General features: G+C 33.6%; 23 protein-coding genes. 1 reads left to right on the top strand and 22 read right to left on the bottom strand.

Annotated features, from left to right (window positions below; translation table 11 throughout):
* Positions 1-7: 7 nt before the first annotated feature.
* From rpsH to rpsJ, 16 genes are all read right to left on the bottom strand, one after another.
* Positions 8-403 (bottom strand): 30S ribosomal protein S8, encoded by a 396-nt coding sequence (gene rpsH / locus B9N53_RS00675; protein WP_002836125.1) that lies wholly within the window; start codon positions 401-403, stop codon positions 8-10.
* A 21-nt stretch (positions 404-424) separates the two neighbouring features.
* Positions 425-610 (bottom strand): type Z 30S ribosomal protein S14, encoded by a 186-nt coding sequence (locus B9N53_RS00670; RefSeq protein WP_002836123.1) that lies wholly within the window; start codon positions 608-610, stop codon positions 425-427.
* Between the two features lie 12 nt (positions 611-622).
* Positions 623-1,165, bottom strand: coding sequence for a 50S ribosomal protein L5 (rplE, locus tag B9N53_RS00665; RefSeq protein WP_002836122.1), 543 nt, complete (start codon positions 1,163-1,165; stop codon positions 623-625).
* 18 nt (positions 1,166-1,183) lie between these two features.
* Positions 1,184-1,492, bottom strand: a complete 309-nt coding sequence (gene rplX / locus B9N53_RS00660; protein WP_002841124.1) for a 50S ribosomal protein L24 — start codon at positions 1,490-1,492, stop codon at positions 1,184-1,186.
* A gap of 18 nt (positions 1,493-1,510) precedes the next feature.
* Positions 1,511-1,879: a 50S ribosomal protein L14 gene (gene rplN / locus B9N53_RS00655; protein ID WP_002836120.1), complete on the bottom strand. Its 369-nt coding sequence runs from the start codon at positions 1,877-1,879 to the stop codon at positions 1,511-1,513.
* 24 nt (positions 1,880-1,903) lie between these two features.
* Positions 1,904-2,158, bottom strand: coding sequence for a 30S ribosomal protein S17 (gene rpsQ / locus B9N53_RS00650; RefSeq protein WP_002836119.1), 255 nt, complete (start codon positions 2,156-2,158; stop codon positions 1,904-1,906).
* Positions 2,159-2,163: 5 nt separating this feature from the next.
* The gene (rpmC, locus tag B9N53_RS00645) at positions 2,164-2,370 is read right to left on the bottom strand and encodes a 50S ribosomal protein L29 (RefSeq protein WP_002836118.1); all 207 of its coding nucleotides are present in this window, start codon (positions 2,368-2,370) and stop codon (positions 2,164-2,166) included.
* Positions 2,360-2,803 (bottom strand): 50S ribosomal protein L16, encoded by a 444-nt coding sequence (gene rplP, locus B9N53_RS00640; protein ID WP_094203271.1) that lies wholly within the window; start codon positions 2,801-2,803, stop codon positions 2,360-2,362. The genes rpmC and rplP overlap by 11 nt, the downstream gene beginning before the upstream one ends.
* A 21-nt stretch (positions 2,804-2,824) precedes the next feature.
* The gene (gene rpsC / locus B9N53_RS00635; protein ID WP_002836115.1) at positions 2,825-3,559 is read right to left on the bottom strand and encodes a 30S ribosomal protein S3; all 735 of its coding nucleotides are present in this window, start codon (positions 3,557-3,559) and stop codon (positions 2,825-2,827) included.
* Positions 3,560-3,570: 11 nt separating this feature from the next.
* Positions 3,571-3,909, bottom strand: coding sequence for a 50S ribosomal protein L22 (rplV, locus tag B9N53_RS00630; RefSeq protein ID WP_002836114.1), 339 nt, complete (start codon positions 3,907-3,909; stop codon positions 3,571-3,573).
* Positions 3,910-3,926: 17 nt separating this feature from the next.
* Positions 3,927-4,211, bottom strand: coding sequence for a 30S ribosomal protein S19 (gene rpsS / locus B9N53_RS00625; RefSeq protein WP_002836113.1), 285 nt, complete (start codon positions 4,209-4,211; stop codon positions 3,927-3,929).
* 12 nt (positions 4,212-4,223) lie between these two features.
* Entirely contained in the window at positions 4,224-5,054 is an 831-nt protein-coding gene (rplB, locus tag B9N53_RS00620) for a 50S ribosomal protein L2 (RefSeq protein ID WP_094203270.1), read from the bottom strand.
* 16 nt (positions 5,055-5,070) lie between these two features.
* Positions 5,071-5,361, bottom strand: a complete 291-nt coding sequence (gene rplW / locus B9N53_RS00615) for a 50S ribosomal protein L23 (protein WP_002836110.1) — start codon at positions 5,359-5,361, stop codon at positions 5,071-5,073.
* Positions 5,361-5,984: a 50S ribosomal protein L4 gene (gene rplD / locus B9N53_RS00610; RefSeq protein WP_002836109.1), complete on the bottom strand. Its 624-nt coding sequence runs from the start codon at positions 5,982-5,984 to the stop codon at positions 5,361-5,363. Before rplD ends, rplW begins: the two co-directional genes overlap by 1 nt.
* Before the next feature lie 15 nt (positions 5,985-5,999).
* On the bottom strand, positions 6,000-6,629 hold the full coding sequence (rplC, locus tag B9N53_RS00605; protein ID WP_094203269.1) for a 50S ribosomal protein L3: 630 nt from the start codon (positions 6,627-6,629) through the stop codon (positions 6,000-6,002).
* A gap of 74 nt (positions 6,630-6,703) precedes the next feature.
* Positions 6,704-7,012 carry a 30S ribosomal protein S10 gene (gene rpsJ, locus B9N53_RS00600; RefSeq protein WP_094203268.1) on the bottom strand — a complete coding sequence of 103 codons (309 nt, stop codon included), beginning with the start codon at positions 7,010-7,012 and terminating at the stop codon, positions 6,704-6,706.
* Positions 7,013-7,820: 808 nt separating this feature from the next.
* Between rpsJ and B9N53_RS00595 the strand changes: the two genes are divergently transcribed.
* On the top strand, positions 7,821-8,366 hold the full coding sequence (locus tag B9N53_RS00595) for an HdeD family acid-resistance protein (RefSeq protein WP_094203267.1): 546 nt from the start codon (positions 7,821-7,823) through the stop codon (positions 8,364-8,366).
* A 1,004-nt stretch (positions 8,367-9,370) separates the two neighbouring features.
* On the opposite strand, the gene B9N53_RS00590 is transcribed toward B9N53_RS00595, so the two are convergent.
* From B9N53_RS00590 to B9N53_RS00565, 6 genes are all read right to left on the bottom strand, one after another.
* Complete coding sequence (locus tag B9N53_RS00590; RefSeq protein WP_158520783.1) at positions 9,371-14,758, bottom strand: Cna B-type domain-containing protein; 5,388 nt, start codon at positions 14,756-14,758, stop codon at positions 9,371-9,373.
* A 385-nt stretch (positions 14,759-15,143) separates the two neighbouring features.
* Entirely contained in the window at positions 15,144-16,484 is a 1,341-nt protein-coding gene (locus tag B9N53_RS00585; RefSeq protein WP_094203265.1) for an MATE family efflux transporter, read from the bottom strand.
* 96 nt (positions 16,485-16,580) lie between these two features.
* The gene (locus B9N53_RS00580; RefSeq protein ID WP_094203264.1) at positions 16,581-17,543 is read right to left on the bottom strand and encodes a GNAT family N-acetyltransferase; all 963 of its coding nucleotides are present in this window, start codon (positions 17,541-17,543) and stop codon (positions 16,581-16,583) included.
* Positions 17,544-17,596: 53 nt separating this feature from the next.
* Positions 17,597-18,985, bottom strand: a complete 1,389-nt coding sequence (locus B9N53_RS00575) for an ATP-binding cassette domain-containing protein (protein WP_094203263.1) — start codon at positions 18,983-18,985, stop codon at positions 17,597-17,599.
* Entirely contained in the window at positions 18,979-19,665 is a 687-nt protein-coding gene (locus B9N53_RS00570) for an energy-coupling factor transporter transmembrane component T (RefSeq protein ID WP_094203262.1), read from the bottom strand. Before B9N53_RS00570 ends, B9N53_RS00575 begins: the two co-directional genes overlap by 7 nt.
* Positions 19,665-20,249 carry an MptD family putative ECF transporter S component gene (locus B9N53_RS00565; RefSeq protein ID WP_094203261.1) on the bottom strand — a complete coding sequence of 195 codons (585 nt, stop codon included), beginning with the start codon at positions 20,247-20,249 and terminating at the stop codon, positions 19,665-19,667. Before B9N53_RS00565 ends, B9N53_RS00570 begins: the two co-directional genes overlap by 1 nt.
* Position 20,250: the final 1 nt, after the last annotated feature.

The following is a 20,250-nucleotide window of genomic DNA, read 5'->3' as shown; positions in this document are numbered from 1 at the left end:
GTTTGTGTTACCATACGTAACAAATTACTTCTCCACCAATACCTTCTTTTCTAGCAACTTTATCAGTTACAAGGCCTTTTGATGTAGAGACAATAGCAATACCAAGTCCGCCTAAAACCTTAGGAACTTCATTTGCTCTGGCATAGACACGAAGTCCAGGTTTAGATATTCTCTTGATACCTGAAATTACTTTTTCTTCGTTAGGACCATATTTTAAATCTATTGTAATGATTCCTTGTTTACCATCATCTGTAACATTGAAACCATCGATAAATCCTTCATCTAATAAAATTTGTGCTATTGATTTTTTGATATTAGATGCAGGAACTTCAACAACTTTATGTTTCGCATTAACCGCGTTTCTTATTCTTGTTAGCATATCTGCTATAGGATCAGTCATCATAAAAGCTTCCTCCTTCCTTTCTTACCAGCTTGCTTTTCTTACGCCAGGGATTTCGCCTTTATAAGCCAATTCTCTAAAGCATATACGGCAGATGCCATATTTCTTTAAATATCCGTGAGGTCTACCACAAATTTTGCATCTGTTATATTCTCTCGTGCTAAACTTTGCAGGTCTTTTTTGTTTTGCGATCATTGATTTTTTAGCCACTAAAACTCCTCCTTATTTCTTAAATGGCATTCCCATTTTGTCTAATAATTCCTTAGCTTCTTCGTCAGTGTTTGCAGTAGTAACGACCACAATATCCATACCTCTAATTTGATCTACCATATCGTATTCAATTTCAGGGAATATTAATTGTTCTTTGATACCTACAGCATAGTTTCCTCTACCATCGAATGATTTAGAAGAAATACCTCTAAAGTCTCTTACACGTGGAAGAGAAATGTTCATAAATTTATCTAAGAAATCATACATTTTTTCACCACGTAATGTAACTTTAACACCAACATTCATTCCTTCTCTAAGTTTGAAGTTAGCGATAGATTTTCTTGCTTTTGTTACAATTGGGTGTTGTCCTGTAATTGTTTCTAATTCTTTAACAGCGCTTTCGATAGCTTTAGGATTTTCTTTTGAAGAACCTAAACCCATGTTAAGCACGATTTTTTCCAATCTTGGAACTTGCATGATGTTTTCATATTTGAAACGTTCAACCAAGAAAGGAACAACTTCATTTGTATATTTTTCTTTTAATCTGGAAGTCAAGTTTATACCCTCCTTATGTTACTTAATAGTTTCGTTGTTAGATTTCATAAATCTAACCTTCTTACCGTCTTCAAACTTGTAACCTAATCTTGTGCCTTTCTTGTTTTTAGCATCATAATACATTACGTTTGAAACATCAATAGGAGCTTCTTTTTTGATTAGTCCACTTTCAACACCACGTCCGTTAGCTTTTTGGTGTTTAGTAACTATGTTAACTCCTTCTACTACCACTTTATTTTGTTTGGCTAATACTTCAATAACATTTCCAGTCTTTCCTTTGTCTTTACCAGAAATAACTATTACAGTATCTCCATTTTTGATCTTCATATCTCTTTACACCTCCAATTATAATACTTCAGGTGCCAATGAGATTATTTTCATGAAGTTATTGGCTCTCAATTCACGAGTTACTGAACCAAAAATTCTTGTTCCCACTGGATTTTTATCATCTTTTATAATTACAGCTGCGTTATCGTCAAATCTGATGTAACTTCCATCAGCTCTTCCCAATGGTTTAGTTGTTCTTACGATAACAGCTTTTACTACATCACCTTTTTTAACCATACCGCCCGGTTGTGCAGATTTAACTGAGCAAACTACGATGTCTCCGATAGCTGCGTACTTTCTTTTAGTACCACCTAAAACTCTTATTACTAGTAGTTCTTTTGCACCAGAGTTATCTGCAACTCTCAAACGACTTTCTTGTTGAATCATAAAATTCTCCTTTCGTAATAAGAATTACTTAGCTTTTTCTATAACTTCTACAAGTCTCCAGTTCTTTGTCTTAGAAAGAGGTCTTGTTTCCATTATTTTAACTTTATCGCCGATACCAGCAATGTTTTCTTCATCGTGTGCTTTAAATTTAGTTGTTTTTCTTAATTGTTTACCGTATTTAGGATCTTTGACAAGTGTCTTAACTTCTACAACAATTGACTTATCCATCTTATCTGAAACAACTATACCAACTATGGTTTTTCTCATATTTCTTTCCATAATTGTTAAGCCTCCTTACCAATGTTTAGCTCACGTTCTCTAATAATAGTCTTAATGCGAGCTATATCTTTTTTTACAAGTCCTATCATCATAGGGTTTTCTAATTGCCCAGTAGCTAATTGAAAACGTAGATTAAACAATTCACTTTTAGATTGTTCTAATTGTTTTTGTAAATCTTGATCTGATAGATTACGAATTTCTTTAGTTTTCATCAGCTTCACCGTCCTTTTCTCCGAACTCTTCACGAGTTATAAATTTAGTTTTGATAGGTAGTTTGTGTTGAGCAAGTCTCATAGCTTCACGTGCTACATCTTTAGGAACACCTGCCATTTCAAATAATACTCTACCTGGTTTAATTACTGCTACCCAATATTCTGGAGCTCCTTTACCTGAACCCATACGAATACCGATAGGCTTCTTTGACACTGGCTTATCTGGGAAAACTTTAATCCAGATGTTACCGCCTCTTTTTATATATCTTGTCATAGCACGACGTGCTGCTTCTATTTGATTAGCTGTTAACCAACAAGAACCTAACGCTTGTATACCATAATCACCGTAAGTTAAAGTATTGCCTTTTAATGCTTTACCTTTCATTCTGCCTCTATGAACTCTACGGTATTTTACTCTTTTAGGCATTAACATAGAATATTTCCTCCTCTCGAATTAGTTTTTAGCTGCTTGGGATTTACCTTTTCTGTTATTATTTCTTCTTTTTTTGTTTTTGTCGTTTTTTTTGTTTTTGTAAACAGGTAAATCTTCTTCTGTCATACCAGGTAACATTTCACCTTTGTATAACCAAACTTTAACACCAAGCTTACCATAAGTTGTGTCCGCTTCTGCAAATCCATAGTCGATTGCAGCTCTTAGAGTTTGAAGAGGAATAGTTCCTTCGCTGTATCCTTCGCTTCTTGCCATATCAGCTCCACCAAGTCTACCAGAAACCATAGTCTTAATACCCAAAGCTCCTGCTCTCATGCTTCTTTGCATTGTTTGTTTCATTGCACGTCTGAAAGAAATACGTCTTTCTAATTGACTTGCGATGTTTTCTGCAACTAATTGTGCATCTAAGTCTTGGAACTTAATTTCTTCTACATTTATGATTAATTTCTTACCTGTTAATTTTTCTAATTTATTTTTTAATTCTTCAACGCCAGCACCTTGACGGCCAATAACCATACCAGGTTTAGCTGTGTTGATAGTTACTTTAATTTTGTTTGATGCTCTTTCGATGGCTATACTGCTAATACCAGCGCTGAAAGATTCTTTCTTGATTAGTTCACGAATTTTGTGATCTTCTACTAAATAATCACTAAAATCTTTTTTATCTGCAAACCATCTTGAATCCCAGTCTTTGATAACACCAACTCTTAATCCTTTAGGATTAACTTTTTGACCCATCAGACTCCTCCTTATAATTCTCTTTCTTCTACAACTACGCCAACATGACTTGATCTTTTAAGGATTGGATAAGCCATTCCTTTAGCTTTTGGTCTCCATCTTTTCATTACTGGAGCATTATTAGCGTATGCTTGTGATACAAAAAGATCTTCTCTGTTTAATCCAAAATTGTGTTCTGCGTTTGCAATTGCTGAATTTAGCACTTTTTCTAAAATTCTAGCACCTTTTTTAGGAGTGAATTTCAATATAGCAAGGGCTTCATCAACTTGTTTACCTCTAATTTCTTTGCATATAAAGTTAACTTTTAGAGGAGAAATACGTACATATTTCGCTATAGCTTTAGCTTGCATTGTCATACCTCCTTATATTAATTACGAACCTTACTCGTTTTTTCGTTTTTAATGTGACCTTTGTATGTTCTTGTAGGAACAAATTCTCCTAATTTATGACCAACCATATCGTCAGTAATATAAACAGGTACATGCTTTCTTCCATCGTGAACTGCAATTGTGTGACCTACGAAGTTAGGGAATATTGTAGAACGACGAGACCAAGTTTTAATAATCTTCTTTTCATCGTTTTTGTTAAGTTCTTCCACTTTCTTCATTAAGTGTTCATCGCAGAAAGGTCCTTTTTTAAGTGATCTACTCATTCTATCCCTCCGTTATTTCTTTCTTCTTCTTACAATGTACTTATTAGACTTTTTGTTTTTCTTACGAGTCTTAAGTCCAAGTGCTGGTTTACCCCATGGAGTTGAAGGAGCTGGTCTACCGATTGGTGCTCTACCTTCACCACCACCGTGAGGGTGATCTACTGGGTTCATTGCTGAACCTCTTACGTAAGGTCTCTTACCTAAGTGTCTGTTACGTCCAGCCTTACCAATTGTAACCAATTCGTGAGAGATATTTCCAACTTGTCCTACAGTAGCTCTGCAGTCAAGGTGAATTAATCTATATTCTCCTGATGGTAATCTTAATTGTGCAAATTTGCCTTCTTTAGCCATAAGTTGTGCTTCAGCACCAGCTGTTCTAACTAATTGAGCTCCTTTGCCAACTTTCATTTCAATGTTGTGAACTGTAGTACCAACTGGAATGCTTCTTAATGGAAGAGCATTACCAGGGATAATATCTACATCCGCACCACTTTCAACTACATCTCCAACTTTTAAACCTTGTGGTTGGATGATGTATCTCTTTTCACCATCTTCGTATTGTAACAAAGCGATGTTTGCTGTTCTGTTTGGATCGTATTCGATTGATTTAACAACAGCTTTAATACCATCTTTGTTTCTTTTAAAATCTATAATTCTATATTTTCTCTTAGCTCCGCCGCCTCTGTGACGAGTAGTTACTCTACCATAAGAGTTTCTTCCGCCAGATTTGTTTAAGCTAACAGTTAATGATTTTTCAGGAGTAGTTTTTGTGATTTCATCAAATGATAAAACACTCATACCACGTACACCGGCAGAAGTCGGTTTATATTTTTTTATTGCCATGTTTTTACCCCCTTAATTACATTCCTTCGAAAAATTCAATTTCTTTTGAATCTTCTGTTAATGCAACTATAGCTTTCTTCCAATCAGATCTCTTACCACTGTGAGCGCCCATTCTCTTAACTTTTCCTTTAACGTTCATAGTGTTAACAGATTTTACTTTAACATCAAAAATCTTTTCGATAGCGTTTCTGATTTCTATTTTATTCGCATTTTTATCTACTTTGAATACATATTTCTTGTCTTCCATTTTTTCCATAGAATCTTCAGAAATAATTGGTTTCAAAATAATATCATATGGTGATTTCATTATTGAAACACCTCCTCAAGAATTTTAACAGCATCAGTTGTAATAACTAATGAGTTGTATTTCAAACAATCATATACATTGATTAATCTAGCTTCACAAATAGCTACATTTTCAATGTTTCTAAATGATCTGTAAAGTGTATCATCATTTTTATCAACAACTACTAAAGCTTTCTTGTCTGCTTTAATATTCTTTAATACTTCAACAGCTTTTTTAGTGCTAATAGCATCTAAGCTTAATTTATCTAAAACGATCATTTCATTGTCATTAACTTTGTCAGTTAATACTGATTTGATTGCAAGTCTTCTAACTTTCTTAGGAACAGCGTAGCTGTAATCTCTAGGTTTTGGAGCGAATACTACCCCACCACCTCTCCATTGTGGAGATCTGATAGATCCTTGTCTTGCTCTACCTGTACCTTTTTGTCTCCAAGGCTTCTTTCCTCCACCTCTTACCTCACTACGAGTTTTAGCAGATTGTGTGCCTTGTCTTTTATTAGCAAGTTGATTTCTAACTACTTCGTAAACAACGTGCTCATTAACATCAACGCCGAAAATGGCTTCATTTAATTCTAATTCTCCAACATTTTCTCCTTGTTGGTTTAAAATTTGAACTTTAGGCATGTTTCATCCTCCTTCCTATTTTGACTTAATAGCTTCTCTAACAGTAACTACTCCACCTTTGTTTCCTGGAACAGCTCCCTTAATAAGAAGTAAGTTTCTTTCATTGTCAACTTTAACAATTTTCAAGTTTTGAACAGTTACACGGTCATGGCCCATCTTTCCTGAACCTTTACGTCCTTTGAATACTCTTGCTGGATAAGATCCCGCACTTCTTGCACCTGCAACTCTGTGTGATTTAGAGCCGTGTCCCATAGGTCCTCTTGCATAGTTGTGTCTAACTATTGAACCTTGAGTTCCTTTACCTTTTGAAATACCGATAACATCTACAACATCTCCGTCTTGGAAAATATCTAATTTGATTTCATCTCCAAGGTTGAATTGTTCGTCATCACCTATTTTGAACTCTTGTAAGTGTTTCTTGAATGAAACGCCTGCTTTGCCAAAATGACCTCTCATTGGTTGGTTTACATGTTTTTCTTTCTTTTCGATGTAACCAACTTGAATTGCGTTATATCCTTCTTTTTCTTTAGTTTTGATTTGTGTAACAACCATTGGACCCGCTTCAATGACAGTTACTGGAACAACACTACCATCTTCGTTGAAGATTTGAGTCATTCCGATTTTTTTACCTAAAATACTCTTCATTGAGTACACCTCCTATAGTGTGATATCCACATTAAAATTTACTTACAGCGGATTGCTTTACAATCATACTAAGATTAAAGTTTAATTTCGATATCTACGCCGGCAGGAAGGTTAAGTTTTTTAAGCGCTTCCAATGTCTTTGCGTTAGGATTAATGATATCGATTAATCTCTTATGTGTTCTTTGTTCGAACTGTTCTCTTGAATCTTTGTATTTGTGAACAGCTCTTAAGATTGTAACAACTTCTTTTTCTGTTGGCAACGGAATAGGACCTGATACTTTAACGTCAGTTCTCTTAGCTGCCTCAACGATTTTTTGAGCTGATTGATCGATTAATTCGTGATCATAAGCTCTTAGTCTGATTCTGATTTTTTGATTTGCCATTTAGGCACCTCCTCTATATTTTTGAAGAAGCGTCTTGCTGGGTTATATTCATACACCCTCCCGGGTGTACAGTGACCTAAAATTTAAAAAACTTTTTTAAAAAGTTTAACCCATCGCCCTAATCGTGTAGGACTTCTCGGTGAAAATTACCTCGGAAGATTAATCACGTTTCCCGAGCAACCTTCCACTTCTACGCTTACTAACTTTAGGCACAACTGGTATTATACATTGTCTATACAACAATGTCAACACTTTTTTGAAGTTTTTTTGTAAAATTTATAGATTTTTACGAAAAATTTGTTTTCTTCCTTATTATATAATAAAAGGGCTGCGAAATAAAATGAGTTTTGAGGGAAATTTTCCAGATAATTTACGGATTTTTTGACTTGCTGAACGTATCTCAAAAACAAAAATAATTTAGCACGTTTATTTTTAAAAACAAAAATGCTCTAGCTTGCCAAGTGTATATCAAAAGCAAAAATAATTTAGCACGAATATCTGTCTCCAAAAATAAACAAATTCAAAACTTGTGAACCTAAAATCTCAAGTGCGAGCTTCGCTCTGGCACGAGTGAGATTTTTTAACGGTTCACTTCGCTAGAATTTGTAGTTATTTTTTACGAATGATATTCTTAGCTAAAACAATTTTTATTTTTATTGCTAAAAAGTTTCGCAAGTAATTTTTCGCTAGACATTTTTCGTTTTAACTTGCGACAAAGTCGTTGTTAATAATTTTCTTAATATTTAGTGAATTATATTCTTTAAATCTGGGTATATAAAATATATCAATAATTTAAGGAGGTATTACTATGGTAGAAGAAAAGAAATCAGTTGATTGGATTTCTCTTATAACAGGTATTTGTTTTATTATAGTTTCATTCATTGCTTTTAAAAATCCATATGCCAGCTTAGCGAGTCTGGTGATTTATTTTGGAATAATTGCGATTGTTAAAGGCGTAGGCGGAGTTTTTATTTATAAAAAGATAAAAGATTTTACAAGACTGAACATAAAATTATTCTTTTGGATAAGCATAATAGATATAATACTTGGACTCATTCTTGTTTTTAATGTCGAATCTGCTGTATCGATCATTCCGTATGTGTTTTCGATTTGGTTTATTATCGATTCAATCAACGATATTAGTTTCGGAAGATATCTAAGGTTTGTTCCAGGTGGACTTTACCATCTTAATATCATAATTAATATTATTACTTTAATTCTTGGAATTATGATGTTGTACAACCCTTTAAGAGCATCTTTTACGGTTGTATATTTAATCGGAGTGTATTTTACAATTTGTGGTGTAAAGTATATTGCATACGCTTTTAAGCAATATACTAAAACTATGCGTTAGTAGCTGAGAAATAGTTTATGAATAAAGAATCTCTGTAATGAAGAATATGGAATAATTTGAATCTTCCAGTTAATAGTAAAGACATAGCCCTAGTCTGACGACCAGCTCTTGACAGAAATCTTCAAATTTTTAAAAAATACAATTAGGCAAAAGGGAGATTTGAAAAATCTTGACCTTTTAGTTTAATTGTGCCAAAATTAGGTTACAAATATCTGAACTTTCAGATTTTAGTAATATTTTTTTAAATCAAAAAAATATCAGCTCACAACCTATCAGGAGGAGCTGATATACAAAACTTTTCACATACCCTCTACACATTTTTTAGTTTCTTTACGGTTACCACTTTTTTCACCTTGAGTCGGGTAATGCAGTTCTGAGATTCTTTTTATCACTTTATTTCCGACTTTTATATTCATTTTCTGTTCTAAATCTTATAAGTTCTTGTATTTCAAATTCATTAAGCTATTTAATGGAAGTATTATTAGATTTATGACCTTTCTATTTAACCACAGTCTAGTATATCCATAAACTTTGTAATTATTGATCTACGTATAAAAATATTCTGAATTAATTGCATGCTCAATCGATACATACTTAACAAATTTCTTGAAAACACCTAAGATACAATCTATAGTTTCTTATCAGCAGTCTAATTAATATTATTATTCTTTATTTCTATGTAGTTTTTCTGACCTAAATCATAATCTGATCATTACGTAAATTTTTTCTTTAAATTTTTTTGGTGTATCATACCATTTTTCTTGTCTATACAATTGTGCACATCCTCTAACTGCATTACATAAAAATACCCTCTTTACCAGTTTAATCAGTAAAGAGGGTACATGTCAAGCGTATTAACTTAACTAATATTTAGTTCTACTGTACAGGTTACATCATCTTCCCATCATAAACATCCTTTGTTTAAAAATTTTAACAATCTTACACATCTTAAAAAACTAGTTAATTAAACTAATAATTTTATGTTAGATTTACTTATAGTAGCTTTATCTTTTCTTCTTTTTTCTCGATTCCAAAAAAGCTCCTGTCGCCGAAATCAATCCAGCCACTGAAAGAGTAAATAACTCCATTGTACTTCCTGATTTCGGTAATTTTCTAGCTTGTTGTTTTGATGGTGTTATTGGTGTTGGCGGAATTATTGGCTCTTCTTTGTTAGTTATAGTGAATCCATCTTTCATGCTTCCGCTATATTTTACTTCGTATTTATTGTTTCCTATAACTACTTTGCCTTTTTCTTCTCCGACTTCTTTTACTGTGTATTCGTAGGCTTTTTCTGAGTCTACTTTTTCCAATACATCTAAGTCTTTGAATTCTCCACTCCACTTGTTGGCTTTGTTTAGTTCTAGCTTTTTGCCTGTAGCTTTCCCATCTCTGTAGAGTTCTACTTCTATTTTTTCTACTGGGGCTGCTATTTCTTTTCCATCTTTATCTTTCCATGCTTTTTCTACTTTGATGTCTGTCTTTGATGGTGTTAGCGGTGTCCATGGCTTGTCTGGATCTTTTGGTTTATCTGGTGTTTCTGGCTCTTCTTTGTTGATTACCTTCAAACCATCTTTTGCGTTTCCTTCATAGCTTACTTGATATTTATTCGTACCAATTGCTACTTTGCCATTTTCTTCGCCGACTTCTTTTACTGTGTATTCATAGGATTTTTCTGAGTCTACTTTTTCTACTACATCTAAGTCTTTGAATTCTCCACGCCACTTGTTGGCTTTGTTTAGTTCTAGCTTTTTGCCTGTAGATTTTCCATCTCTGTAGAGTTCTACTTCGATCTTGTCTTCTGGAGCGTCTATAACTTTGCCATCTTTATCTTGCCAGATCTTTTCAACTTTAATGTCTTCTTTTGATGGTGTTAGTGGTGTCCATGGTTTGTCTGGATCTTTTGGTTTATCTGGTGTTTCTGGCTCTTCTTTGTTGATTACCTTCAAACCATCTTTTGCGTTTCCTTCATAGCTTACTTGATATTTATTCGTACCAATTGCTACTTTGCCATTTTCTTCGCCGACTTCTTTTACTGTGTATTCGTAGGCTTTTTCTGAGTCTACTTTTTCTACTACATCTAAGTCTTTGAATTCTCCACGCCACTTGTTGGCTTTGTTTAGTTCTAGCTTTTTGCCTGTAGATTTTCCATCTCTGTAGAGTTCTACTTCGATCTTGTCTTCTGGAGCGTCTATAACTTTGCCATCTTTATCTTGCCAGATCTTTTCAACTTTAATGTCTTCTTTTGATGGTGTTAGTGGTGTCCATGGTTTGTCTGGATCTTTTGGTTTATCTGGTGTTTCTGGCTCTTCTTTGTTGATTACCTTCAAACCATCTTTTGCGTTTCCTTCATAGCTTACTTGATATTTATTCGTACCAATTGCTACTTTGCCATTTTCTTCGCCGACTTCTTTTACTGTGTATTCGTAGGCTTTTTCTGAGTCTACTTTTTCCAATACATCTAAGTCTTTGAATTCTCCACGCCACTTGTTGGCTTTGTTTAGTTCTAGCTTTTTGCCTGTAGCTTTCCCATCTCTGTAGAGTTCTACTTCTATTTTTTCTACTGGGGCTGCTATTTCTTTTCCATCTTTATCTTCCCATGCTTTTTCTACTTTGATGTCTGTCTTTGATGGTGTTATTGGTGTCCATGGGCTTGATTTTTCCTCTAACTTGTTTGTTATTGTAAAACCATCTTCTTCTGTTCCGCCGTAACTTACTTGGTACTTGTTGTCTCCAATGGTAATGCTACCATCTTTTTCGTCAATTTCTTTTACTGTATAGACAATCTTTTCTTTATCCTTGTATTCGTCTAGATTTGTAAAAGTACCTTTCCAATTATTATCTTTTGTTAAAACTAATTCTTTGCCTGTATCAGCTCCATTTGCTAATAACTTAACTGTTGCTTTATCTGGTCTCTTACCATCTTTGTTATTATCATCTTCCCAATTTTTTTCTACGCTAACATTTTTTCTTCTTATTAAGCCATTCGTAACAGAATTAGATTCTCCAAAATTTCCATCTTCCGCATATCTTACAAAAAAGCTGTTCGTTGCAACTTTATCATTGAGATTATTGTTACCAGGATATTCTGGAGCCTTCATTTGAAGCCTTATATCTATGGTTTCATAGTCTCCTAAGACAGGATTATTATTGCTGAGTATCTTTATAGCGGTTATATCTTCATAAGATGTTGGATTCTTAACCCAATTTTGACTTTTTACAGCTTTTACTGGATCTTCTGAAGGATTTTTATCTGTTGTATAAAAAACAGAAAAATCACTTGTTACATCTTTACCAGCTTTATAGATTTTTATTTCATCGACAAGCTTATTTCTATATTTGTTATTTCCATCTACAAAACTTGGTAGGATATCATAAATTTCTAAATTCTTTAAAGGCTCTTCTATATAGTTATTTACTCTCAGTTGATATTCAAACCTACCTAATTTATCATTGGCTTTATCAGCATAATTAGTAACTGTATCTAATGAAAATGCCCTATCATATACAAGGTCCCCATTTTCTTCTATCGGCTCTATACTTCTTATTCTTTTAATACTTTTTACACTCTGTGCCAAAATAGATTTTACATCTGACTTCGCCATCAAGATAGAGTCATGTGTCTTACCATTATTATTTATATCAAGTTTATCAACAACCACTGTAGATGACAACGGATCACCAACTTTAGGATTTAGCACAGATTGGTCATCATTGAAGTAAGAATATACTATATTGTCATTATTAAGTTTTTCTGTAATTGCCTTCTCTGGAACAATATTCTCGTTAATTTTTCCATAAAAATTAAATTTCAATCTCTTACCAATAATAGTCCTAAGGTCGCCCACTAAAAAGTTATCAAATTTTAAAATAAGAGCATCTCTACCCGTATTATTGTAATTCTTTACCAGCTCATATTTATAATTAAATCCACCTCCGGTATCAATAACCCACAAACCTAATTCTTTTTGATCTGTACTTACACCCTCTGGCAATAAATCCACAAACGTCAAGTTCGAAAGTTCTCTTTGGTCAGACAACCCTCTAAAATCATATTCTATATCATATCTAATCTTATCTCCAACTTTAGGCGTCGTATTACCTACGTAATTGGTGTTCTTATAAAGTTTAACAGACTCTTCTATTGGTATTAGATATTTATCTGCTGACGCTGTAAAAGCGTATTTATCTCCCCCGGATTTAAACATTACCTCTGCTGTATTGTTAAGAGCCTTATCTTGTTCAAATTTAACCTTAAAAGGATCCTTGTACTTCATTTTTACATCTAATTTAAGCTGAGCACCTACTGGCAGTTCGTAATTTTTTAAATGTATCTCAACTCTTTCATACTCTGGATTTAAAGCTGGAGCATTTTCTCTTTCTATCTTTCCATCAAGAACTTGCCTTCTTATATTTTTTGCTTCTTCCTGAGTAATTTTATTTATTAGTTGATCAGTTATAATATCATAAGTTCCATCTGACTTAATACCCCTTATTTCATACTGCTCAGGTTTCAAATTATATTTATTAGGTAAAGCTTGATATGGTATCGATACACCTGACACATAAAATCTGGAATCAAAATTCTTAGCATCTTCAATGATGACTATATCTTTCATAGGATCAGATGTTCTATTTTGTAGATAAACGCTATAATTTACTTCCGCTGTAGCCATACCTGATGGATCATAATAAGTCTTGGCTGGTGATTCTGGATAGAGTATTCCGGCATCATATTCGTTATTCTTCCAAAATATGCCCTTCCTATCTAATGGGTCAGATGTCAATTGAAAGCTTAAATTAGCGGAAGCCTTGTAGACTTCTCCTTTGCTTGGGTTATATGGTTTTGCTTCTATATCAACACTATTGTCATAATAGATCCTATCATCTTTTGGAGTATCCTTTGAATTGGTTTTTGCTCCTGGAAAGCGTAACTTTAACTGAACGCCTTCTTCATATAGGTCACCTGCAGCACCACCATTTAAAAATTCTCCGTCATTATTACTATGTCTTTTTCTTTCATTAAGATTATAAGTTACAGTCTTTCCATCTGCAGAAAGCACCCAGCCTGGGTTTTCTTCTGGTCTAAACTCAGCTGTCCTTTCTTTTCCATCCTTATCCGTATAAGTTGGTAAAGTGTCAGTGATTACAAAACTTTTAAGAGCCCTTGCATTCATTCCTCTGTATCCACCATTGATAGCTTCTAACTGGAATTGGAAGTTTACAGGTCTTGTGTCATCTTCTGATATTCTGCGAGGATTGTTTTTATCTTCACTACCACCATAATTCATTTGATCTTTTTCACTAGATAGGTTAACTAATTTTCTTCCCCTAAAGTCAGCATATTTAATAGAATAAACTTTATCTTTTGCTTCTTTTACAAGACATCCATTGGCATCATAAAGCTTAACTTCTGGTTGGAATTTATAATCTGGTGGTGTAATGTTATCTTTAAAACTAAAGGTATAAGGTATTTTTAAAGTAGTGGTCGAATCTATGGCTTTTAAATAAACTCTATAAATAGTCTTGCCGTCTTCTACTCTCTTTTCCACCCTATCAATCATAGGATAATTTTGGATAGTAGCTGTAGAATCTATATACTTCCCTTGATTATTTGGGTCTTCCCATCTTGTCACATCAATAGGATCCCAGTTTATATCGTTTCTTATTGGAAACTCTTCAGAAGGGAATATAATATCATAATATAAACCTTCAACTTCGTCCTCAAGTCCCTTACCATCAATAACAACTCTACTTTGGATTATATCCTTTCCGTAATATTCTGTCTTATCTGATGATTCTATATCTAAACTAAGTTCAATATTAGAGCATTTTCCATCTGTTGATTTATTTTCATTATTTTTATAGTTCATCGTTTTTTTAGTCGATGTTTCATTTTCTTTAATTTTTGATTCTTTATCTCCAATAGGAGTGTTTGTGTTTAGTACGTTGCCTCTAATAGAAACACTACCTTTTACATCCGTTTTATCTTCTACAAGTCTTGTAAATACTACATTTAGAGTATCTCTCTCTTCAGAATTCAGCCTATTTACATGTGCGTTTGCGACTTGAACGCCATCAGGAGTACGGATTGCAAAATTACTTTCAGCTGCCTCGAAATTTTTTGGAAGTGTTATATTAAAGTAGTCTCCTTCATTAATTTCCGCTTTATATTCACTTGCATCCCAGTCTATTTCTAATCGACAATTTTTCACCTCCTTAGTTTTATCATTTAAGATAATAGTATTACCTTTTTGATCTTTGATTTTCATGCTAATTTTTGTTTTAACCAACTCTTTTTCGTCTTGAGCCAACGTTTTTCCAGCTGGAAAAATTGTGCCCAGCAGCATTAAACAAGCTAGAAAAAAAGCTGTTAACCTTTTACTTTTTAGCATAATGTTTTTCCTCCTTTTCTTTTTTAATATTTCTTTGAAATTACTCATGTATATCATGTGTCATTTCAGTGAATATATAATACTATATTTATTTTATATTATACCATAGAACCCAAATTAAATATATCAAATTTAAGTTTAACAAAACAATCATCCCTTTAAAGTTTTATCAATAAACCAAAGATAAAAAACTACAATAATTTAAATCTGAATTATTTCATTATCTATAATTCAAAAATATAGAATAAGCGTTAAAGATTTAAAACAAATTTTCTAGATAAAACTAGTTAATAAATCGACCAAGCGTTCTAACATATATTCGCTCTAGATATTCGTTTTATTGCATCAAAAAACCGCCCCTCACGAGGCGACTTTTATATTCCAATTATATTTTAATGTTAACCCATTTACCTTGTCTGAATCTGATGGAGTTGAACATGTATCTGGAGAATTGGTCGGAGAAGATTCCTAGCCATATTCCCACGATTCCCATGTTAAACACAGATACAAGGATGTATGTTACTGCTGTTCTTATGATTGTTACACTTATGATTGAAGAGATGAGTGTGTATTTTACATCTCCTGCTGATCTCAAACATCCACCGTAGATGATTTGTGAGATTTGTAGTAGGACTATTACTGTGATGAATCTTGCGATGATTTCTCCAGTTTCTATGATGGAGAGTTTGTCGAAGAACAAGCGGAATATTCCTTTTCCAAATAACAACAATATCACAGATAGTACCAAAGATATCATAAGCCCGATTCGTTGGCAGACTTTGCCGTAAATCTTCGCGTTTTCTTTCTTACCAGCGCCAAGGCTTGATCCCGTCAGAACGACTGCTGCGACTTGCATTCCATCCGCAAACGAAAAGCAAATACTTAGAAGATTCATTCCTACGTTGTGCGCTGCAAATGTGTCCGTTCCAAGTCCCGCTGCCATCAATGCCGTTGTCAAGAATCCTATTCTCATGGCTATGTTTTCAACGAACAAGTTGGTTCCAAGTTTGACGATACTTGTGAATACTTCAACTGTTGGCTTGATTTTCTTTTTGAAAATATATTTGATTTGTACGAAACCATCTTTTCTGAAAAGCGATCTGATACACATAATGCTACTTACGACTGTTCCAAGTACTGTCGCAAGTGCCGCTCCAGAAACTTCCATTTTCGGAAAACCAAAATTACCACCTATCAAGCAGTAATTGAAAAATATATTGACAACACTTGACACCAAGTTAGTCGTGAACGCAATTCTAGTGTTGCCCGATCCTCTTTGTGCTGCATTTATCGCCATACTCACCACGGAGAAAATCATTCCTCCCATGATTATTCTGAAATAATTCAGCGCATCAGTATGCGTGTCTGAGTTACTTCCGGCAAGTCTCAGAATGCTATCCGAGAAATACACCATCACAGTGCTTATAACAACCGTTAGCACGAGCCCCATGATAATCGCTGTGACAAGTATCCTGTTCGCTCCTTCTTTGTCTTCTTCTCCAAGACGTCTTGCAACAAGTGCCGACGTAGCGATGTTTATGGAGAAAAATATCGCCAACGCTATGAATTTGGGTTGTGTTGTAAGACCTACAGCTGCGACTGCAGAACTTCCTATCGACGACACCATGTACGTGTCGATAATTCCCGCAAGCGCAATGAAAAAGCTCTCCAACACCGACGGCCACGCCACCTGTATTGCTCTTTTGTAAAAATTCTTATTCTTCATCTAATCATCCATTCTATCGTTCAATCTAATTCTAATACTCAATCTAAAAATAAAATTATATACTACATCATACTACTACAGAAAATTTAATACAAGTTAGCGTGTCTTAATTCTCACAGTTGAATATTCTTCATTAGTATATACAACTTCAAATCCACAGCTCAAAAACAAATTCAACGAAGGATTGCAGGTACCTATATTATCGTAAAGCTCATCTATGTCTAATTTTTTTGCCAAATCGATCAAAAACATCAACGCTCTTTTCCCGTAGCCATTGTTTCTGTATTCGTCTTTTACAATTAAACTGCAAATCCACCTATCATCTTCCTTATATATACAACATTCTCCTATAGGCTTGTTATGACCCATAATGTAATAGTAAAATCTGTCGTCAGAATTTATCCATTTGTCATACCAACTTTGCCATTTGTCTTCTGGAAAATCAATAGCTCCACCGTATTTTTGGTTGAAACTCATCGTGTTTTCATCTGCCAATAATCCTTGTCTGAAATTCAACTCATCAAATTCAGGAATCAAAAAATCACATTCATATTCTTCGTCAATCATTGAATACATACAAGAATCTGCGACGCCTTGGTTGTTTGTGGCTGATTTTCTGAGGCATCCTTCGTATTTCATGTTAGCATTCATCATAACTTTGCCACTTGCAGAGTTTCTCCTGTCGTGTGTGGCCTCAACTCGTACGGCGTGTTTTTCTTCAAACAAATATTTTATCATCAGTTTCAAAGACTCAGTCATTATTCCCTGTGACCAATAATCATAAGCTAAACAATAACCGATAACGTAAGTCTTCGGATTTTTCTTAATTATTGATGCAGATATGCAGCCGATGTTTTCATCATCAGTGTTGCAAATCGCAAAGTACACATCCTTGTCGTCATTTATCCATTGTTTAATTATACTTTCAGTTTGGTGGATTGATGTGTGAGGCTCCCACGTCAAAAACTTCGTAACTCTGATGTCACTTGCCCAGTTTTCATACATTTTTTCTGCGTCATTTATCGTAAATTTTCTTAAAATCATTTTGTCAGTTTTCATAATTTCACTTCCTTTTTATATATGATATCATCAAAAGATAAAAACTTCCTTAATTAAAAGGAAGTTTCTACGTAATTTTCTAATTTTAATATATAATCACATGTCTCATTCAAGAACTCAACATCATGGGATACTATAACAACTATTTTATTTTCTTTACAAACTTGTTTTATCAAATTTGATATTGCCACCATGTTCTTATAATCCATTCCGCTGGTAGGCTCATCAAAAAATATCATCTTATCTTTTGACAACAGAACTTGTGCGATTACAACTCTTTGTTTTTGTCCTCCCGATAAACTCATCGGATGCTCATCTCTAACATCCCACAAATTTAATCGTTTTAAAACCTCTTCAATTCTTTTTTTATCTGAAATAGAATTACAAAGAACTACCTCCTCCATTACAGAATCTGCAAATAGCTGGTTATTAACATCTTGCATGACTAGATTACTAATGTTTAGTCTTTGTGTTCTGTTTAGCTTTTTGTTCTCGTATGATATGTCCTCTTTTAAAGCTTTTCTATATCCTATTAAATCTCTTATTAAAGTGCTTTTCCCAATACCATTATTGCCTACAACTCCGTAAATCTTACCATAATCAAATCCAATACCGTCTATTTTCACAGTCTTATCAGAATACTTATCTACTAATAAATTTATATTGTATATTACAGAGTTTTTCATTACAGGAATTTCTATCTCATCTTTTTTATTATTTCTCAACCCTCTGGAGTTTAATTCTAACCTAGATAATTTCCCAAACTCTTTTTTTGAATATTCTTCTTTTATTTCTCCTGAATCAATAACAAAAACCTTGTCCACAACATCCATTAAATAATATAGTCTATGCTCCGCAATTATCATAGTTATGCCTTTTGACTTCAAAATCCCCAACATTTTTCCAACAATTTTCGTGCCTTTATAATCCAAATTCGATGATGGTTCGTCAAGCACCAAGATTTCATTTCCAGAAATAAAAGAGCTTGCTATTGACAGAATTTGCTTTTCTCCTCCAGAAAGCTTGAATATATCTCTGTTCAATAGATTCTCTATCGGAAAAATCTGCAACATTTCTTCAAGTCTTTTATCCATATCATCTTTTGTTAACCCAATATTTTCCAGATAAAACAATAACTCTAAAGTTGTGTTTACGTTAAAAAAATGCGTCTTGGGATTTTGAAAAACCGACGAAACTATCTCAGAAATTTTCCACAAACTTTTATCTTTTATATCCATTCCGTTCACTAGTATCGTCCCAGTATATGAACAGTTATTAAAATTTGTTGCTATTCCATTAATACTGCTGATTATAGATGATTTACCAGAACCACTAGATCCGGTTAAAAGTACGCATTCTCCTTTTTTTATTACCAAATTGATGTCTTTTAAAGCTTTTTTACCATTTGGATAAGTTAAATTCAAATTTTCTATTTTTACCATATTAATCCTCCCACTAATAGCAAGATTATTATAGCAACATACAAAAAGTCATAAATTCCAAATCCCACTTTGTAGTACCTTTCTTTTTTGCATGGTTTTGCTATACATTTTGTTTCCGCAGCTTTTGCAATATCATCTGCAATAGTACACGATACTATCAAAAGAGGAATCATCACATATTCTAAATATTTTATAGGGTTTTTGAGACTGATGCCTCTAATTTTCATAGCCATCCTAATATTTTTTTGTTCTTGTTTAAATGACGGAAAAAATCTAAACACAACAGATAATGGTACGCTCACTTGTTGAGGGATTTTAATCATATCCATCGATGATATAATACTTGCTACATCTGATGAAAAAACGAAGTATTTCCCAGCAAGATAGGGTAAATAAAATATCTTAGCTATAAAAAACACACTTAAAAACACCTTAACAATTGGATGTACTCCACTTAAATTAACTAGATTCGGCATTTTACACAGCAACAAATAAACAACCAAGTTCTTTACAGCCGATTTTCTATCTCTATTTATCCAAAACAAAATCGAATAAAATAATACGATTAATATCAAGAATATCTCGGAAATAGGTTTTAGCAACGTAAATCCAATCAAAATCAACACGAAAATTTTTGTAACAGGATTAACTCTAACATTATATGTCAGACGATTATCCATTATACAATCCCTGCCTTAACAAAGTGTTTTTTCAATAATTTGTATCCCAACAATCCTCCAATAATTCCTCCCACAAATGCACCGATGTATACCAAAATCATATTAGGATATGTTATTAGTTTTTCTAATGCATTCGCATATGCATCTCCCATCATAGGTCTTGTCATTTGCATGTATTTGTCTTTGGCCAATAGCATTTGCATTAGAGAGCCACATATCCACATGTTAAACACGCCATTTGCTATTACATTTTTCTTTTTAGATACAAAGTCACCACTTCTTCTAATATATTCCGCAATAGACACGAATATTATCGAATTGATGATTACAATAATAGTATGTCCGCCCAAAAGCATTACTAAAGGACTAATCATTCCAAAAATCACTAATGCCCAAGGTTTTTTAACTTTTGCCATAAAAAGCATTGTAACTATACCCATTACAATACCAAGAACAGTAGGATAAACCAAAAATAGTATAGGAACAACTCCCATCATTCCAACCGCAAACATCCCTACAAAATAAATTACAGCAAATACTCCTATCGTAACCAAATCTTTTATCTCTAACTTTTTATTTTCCATT

Origin of the sequence: Finegoldia magna, from assembly GCF_002243175.1 — a bacterium.
Lineage (GTDB): Bacteria > Bacillota > Clostridia > Tissierellales > Peptoniphilaceae > Finegoldia > Finegoldia magna_J.
The sequence above is the reverse complement of the archived record's forward strand: the minus strand, read 5'-3'. Positions and strand labels throughout refer to the sequence as shown.

Bases quoted from the DNA above. Each gene is read 5' to 3' on its own strand.
- rpsH (WP_002836125.1), bottom strand. From the start codon at position 403: ATGATGACTGATCCTATAGCAGATATGCTAACAAGAATAAGAAACGCG.
- rplX (WP_002841124.1), bottom strand. From the start codon at position 1,492: ATGAAGATCAAAAATGGAGATACTGTAATAGTTATTTCTGGTAAAGAC.
- rplN (WP_002836120.1), bottom strand. From the start codon at position 1,879: ATGATTCAACAAGAAAGTCGTTTGAGAGTTGCAGATAACTCTGGTGCA.
- rpsQ (WP_002836119.1), bottom strand. From the start codon at position 2,158: ATGGAAAGAAATATGAGAAAAACCATAGTTGGTATAGTTGTTTCAGAT.
- rpmC (WP_002836118.1), bottom strand. From the start codon at position 2,370: ATGAAAACTAAAGAAATTCGTAATCTATCAGATCAAGATTTACAAAAA.
- rplP (WP_094203271.1), bottom strand. From the start codon at position 2,803: ATGTTAATGCCTAAAAGAGTAAAATACCGTAGAGTTCATAGAGGCAGA.
- rpsC (WP_002836115.1), bottom strand. From the start codon at position 3,559: ATGGGTCAAAAAGTTAATCCTAAAGGATTAAGAGTTGGTGTTATCAAA.
- rplV (WP_002836114.1), bottom strand. From the start codon at position 3,909: ATGCAAGCTAAAGCTATAGCGAAATATGTACGTATTTCTCCTCTAAAA.
- rpsS (WP_002836113.1), bottom strand. From the start codon at position 4,211: ATGAGTAGATCACTTAAAAAAGGACCTTTCTGCGATGAACACTTAATG.
- rplB (WP_094203270.1), bottom strand. From the start codon at position 5,054: ATGGCAATAAAAAAATATAAACCGACTTCTGCCGGTGTACGTGGTATG.
- rplW (WP_002836110.1), bottom strand. From the start codon at position 5,361: ATGAAATCACCATATGATATTATTTTGAAACCAATTATTTCTGAAGAT.
- rplD (WP_002836109.1), bottom strand. From the start codon at position 5,984: ATGCCTAAAGTTCAAATTTTAAACCAACAAGGAGAAAATGTTGGAGAA.
- rplC (WP_094203269.1), bottom strand. From the start codon at position 6,629: ATGAAGAGTATTTTAGGTAAAAAAATCGGAATGACTCAAATCTTCAAC.
- rpsJ (WP_094203268.1), bottom strand. From the start codon at position 7,012: ATGGCAAATCAAAAAATCAGAATCAGACTAAGAGCTTATGATCACGAA.
- B9N53_RS00595 (WP_094203267.1), top strand. From the start codon at position 7,821: ATGGTAGAAGAAAAGAAATCAGTTGATTGGATTTCTCTTATAACAGGT.
- B9N53_RS00590 (WP_158520783.1), bottom strand. From the start codon at position 14,758: ATGCTAAAAAGTAAAAGGTTAACAGCTTTTTTTCTAGCTTGTTTAATG.
- B9N53_RS00585 (WP_094203265.1), bottom strand. From the start codon at position 16,484: ATGAAGAATAAGAATTTTTACAAAAGAGCAATACAGGTGGCGTGGCCG.
- B9N53_RS00580 (WP_094203264.1), bottom strand. From the start codon at position 17,543: ATGAAAACTGACAAAATGATTTTAAGAAAATTTACGATAAATGACGCA.
- B9N53_RS00575 (WP_094203263.1), bottom strand. From the start codon at position 18,985: ATGGTAAAAATAGAAAATTTGAATTTAACTTATCCAAATGGTAAAAAA.
- B9N53_RS00570 (WP_094203262.1), bottom strand. From the start codon at position 19,665: ATGGATAATCGTCTGACATATAATGTTAGAGTTAATCCTGTTACAAAA.
- B9N53_RS00565 (WP_094203261.1), bottom strand. From the start codon at position 20,249: ATGGAAAATAAAAAGTTAGAGATAAAAGATTTGGTTACGATAGGAGTA.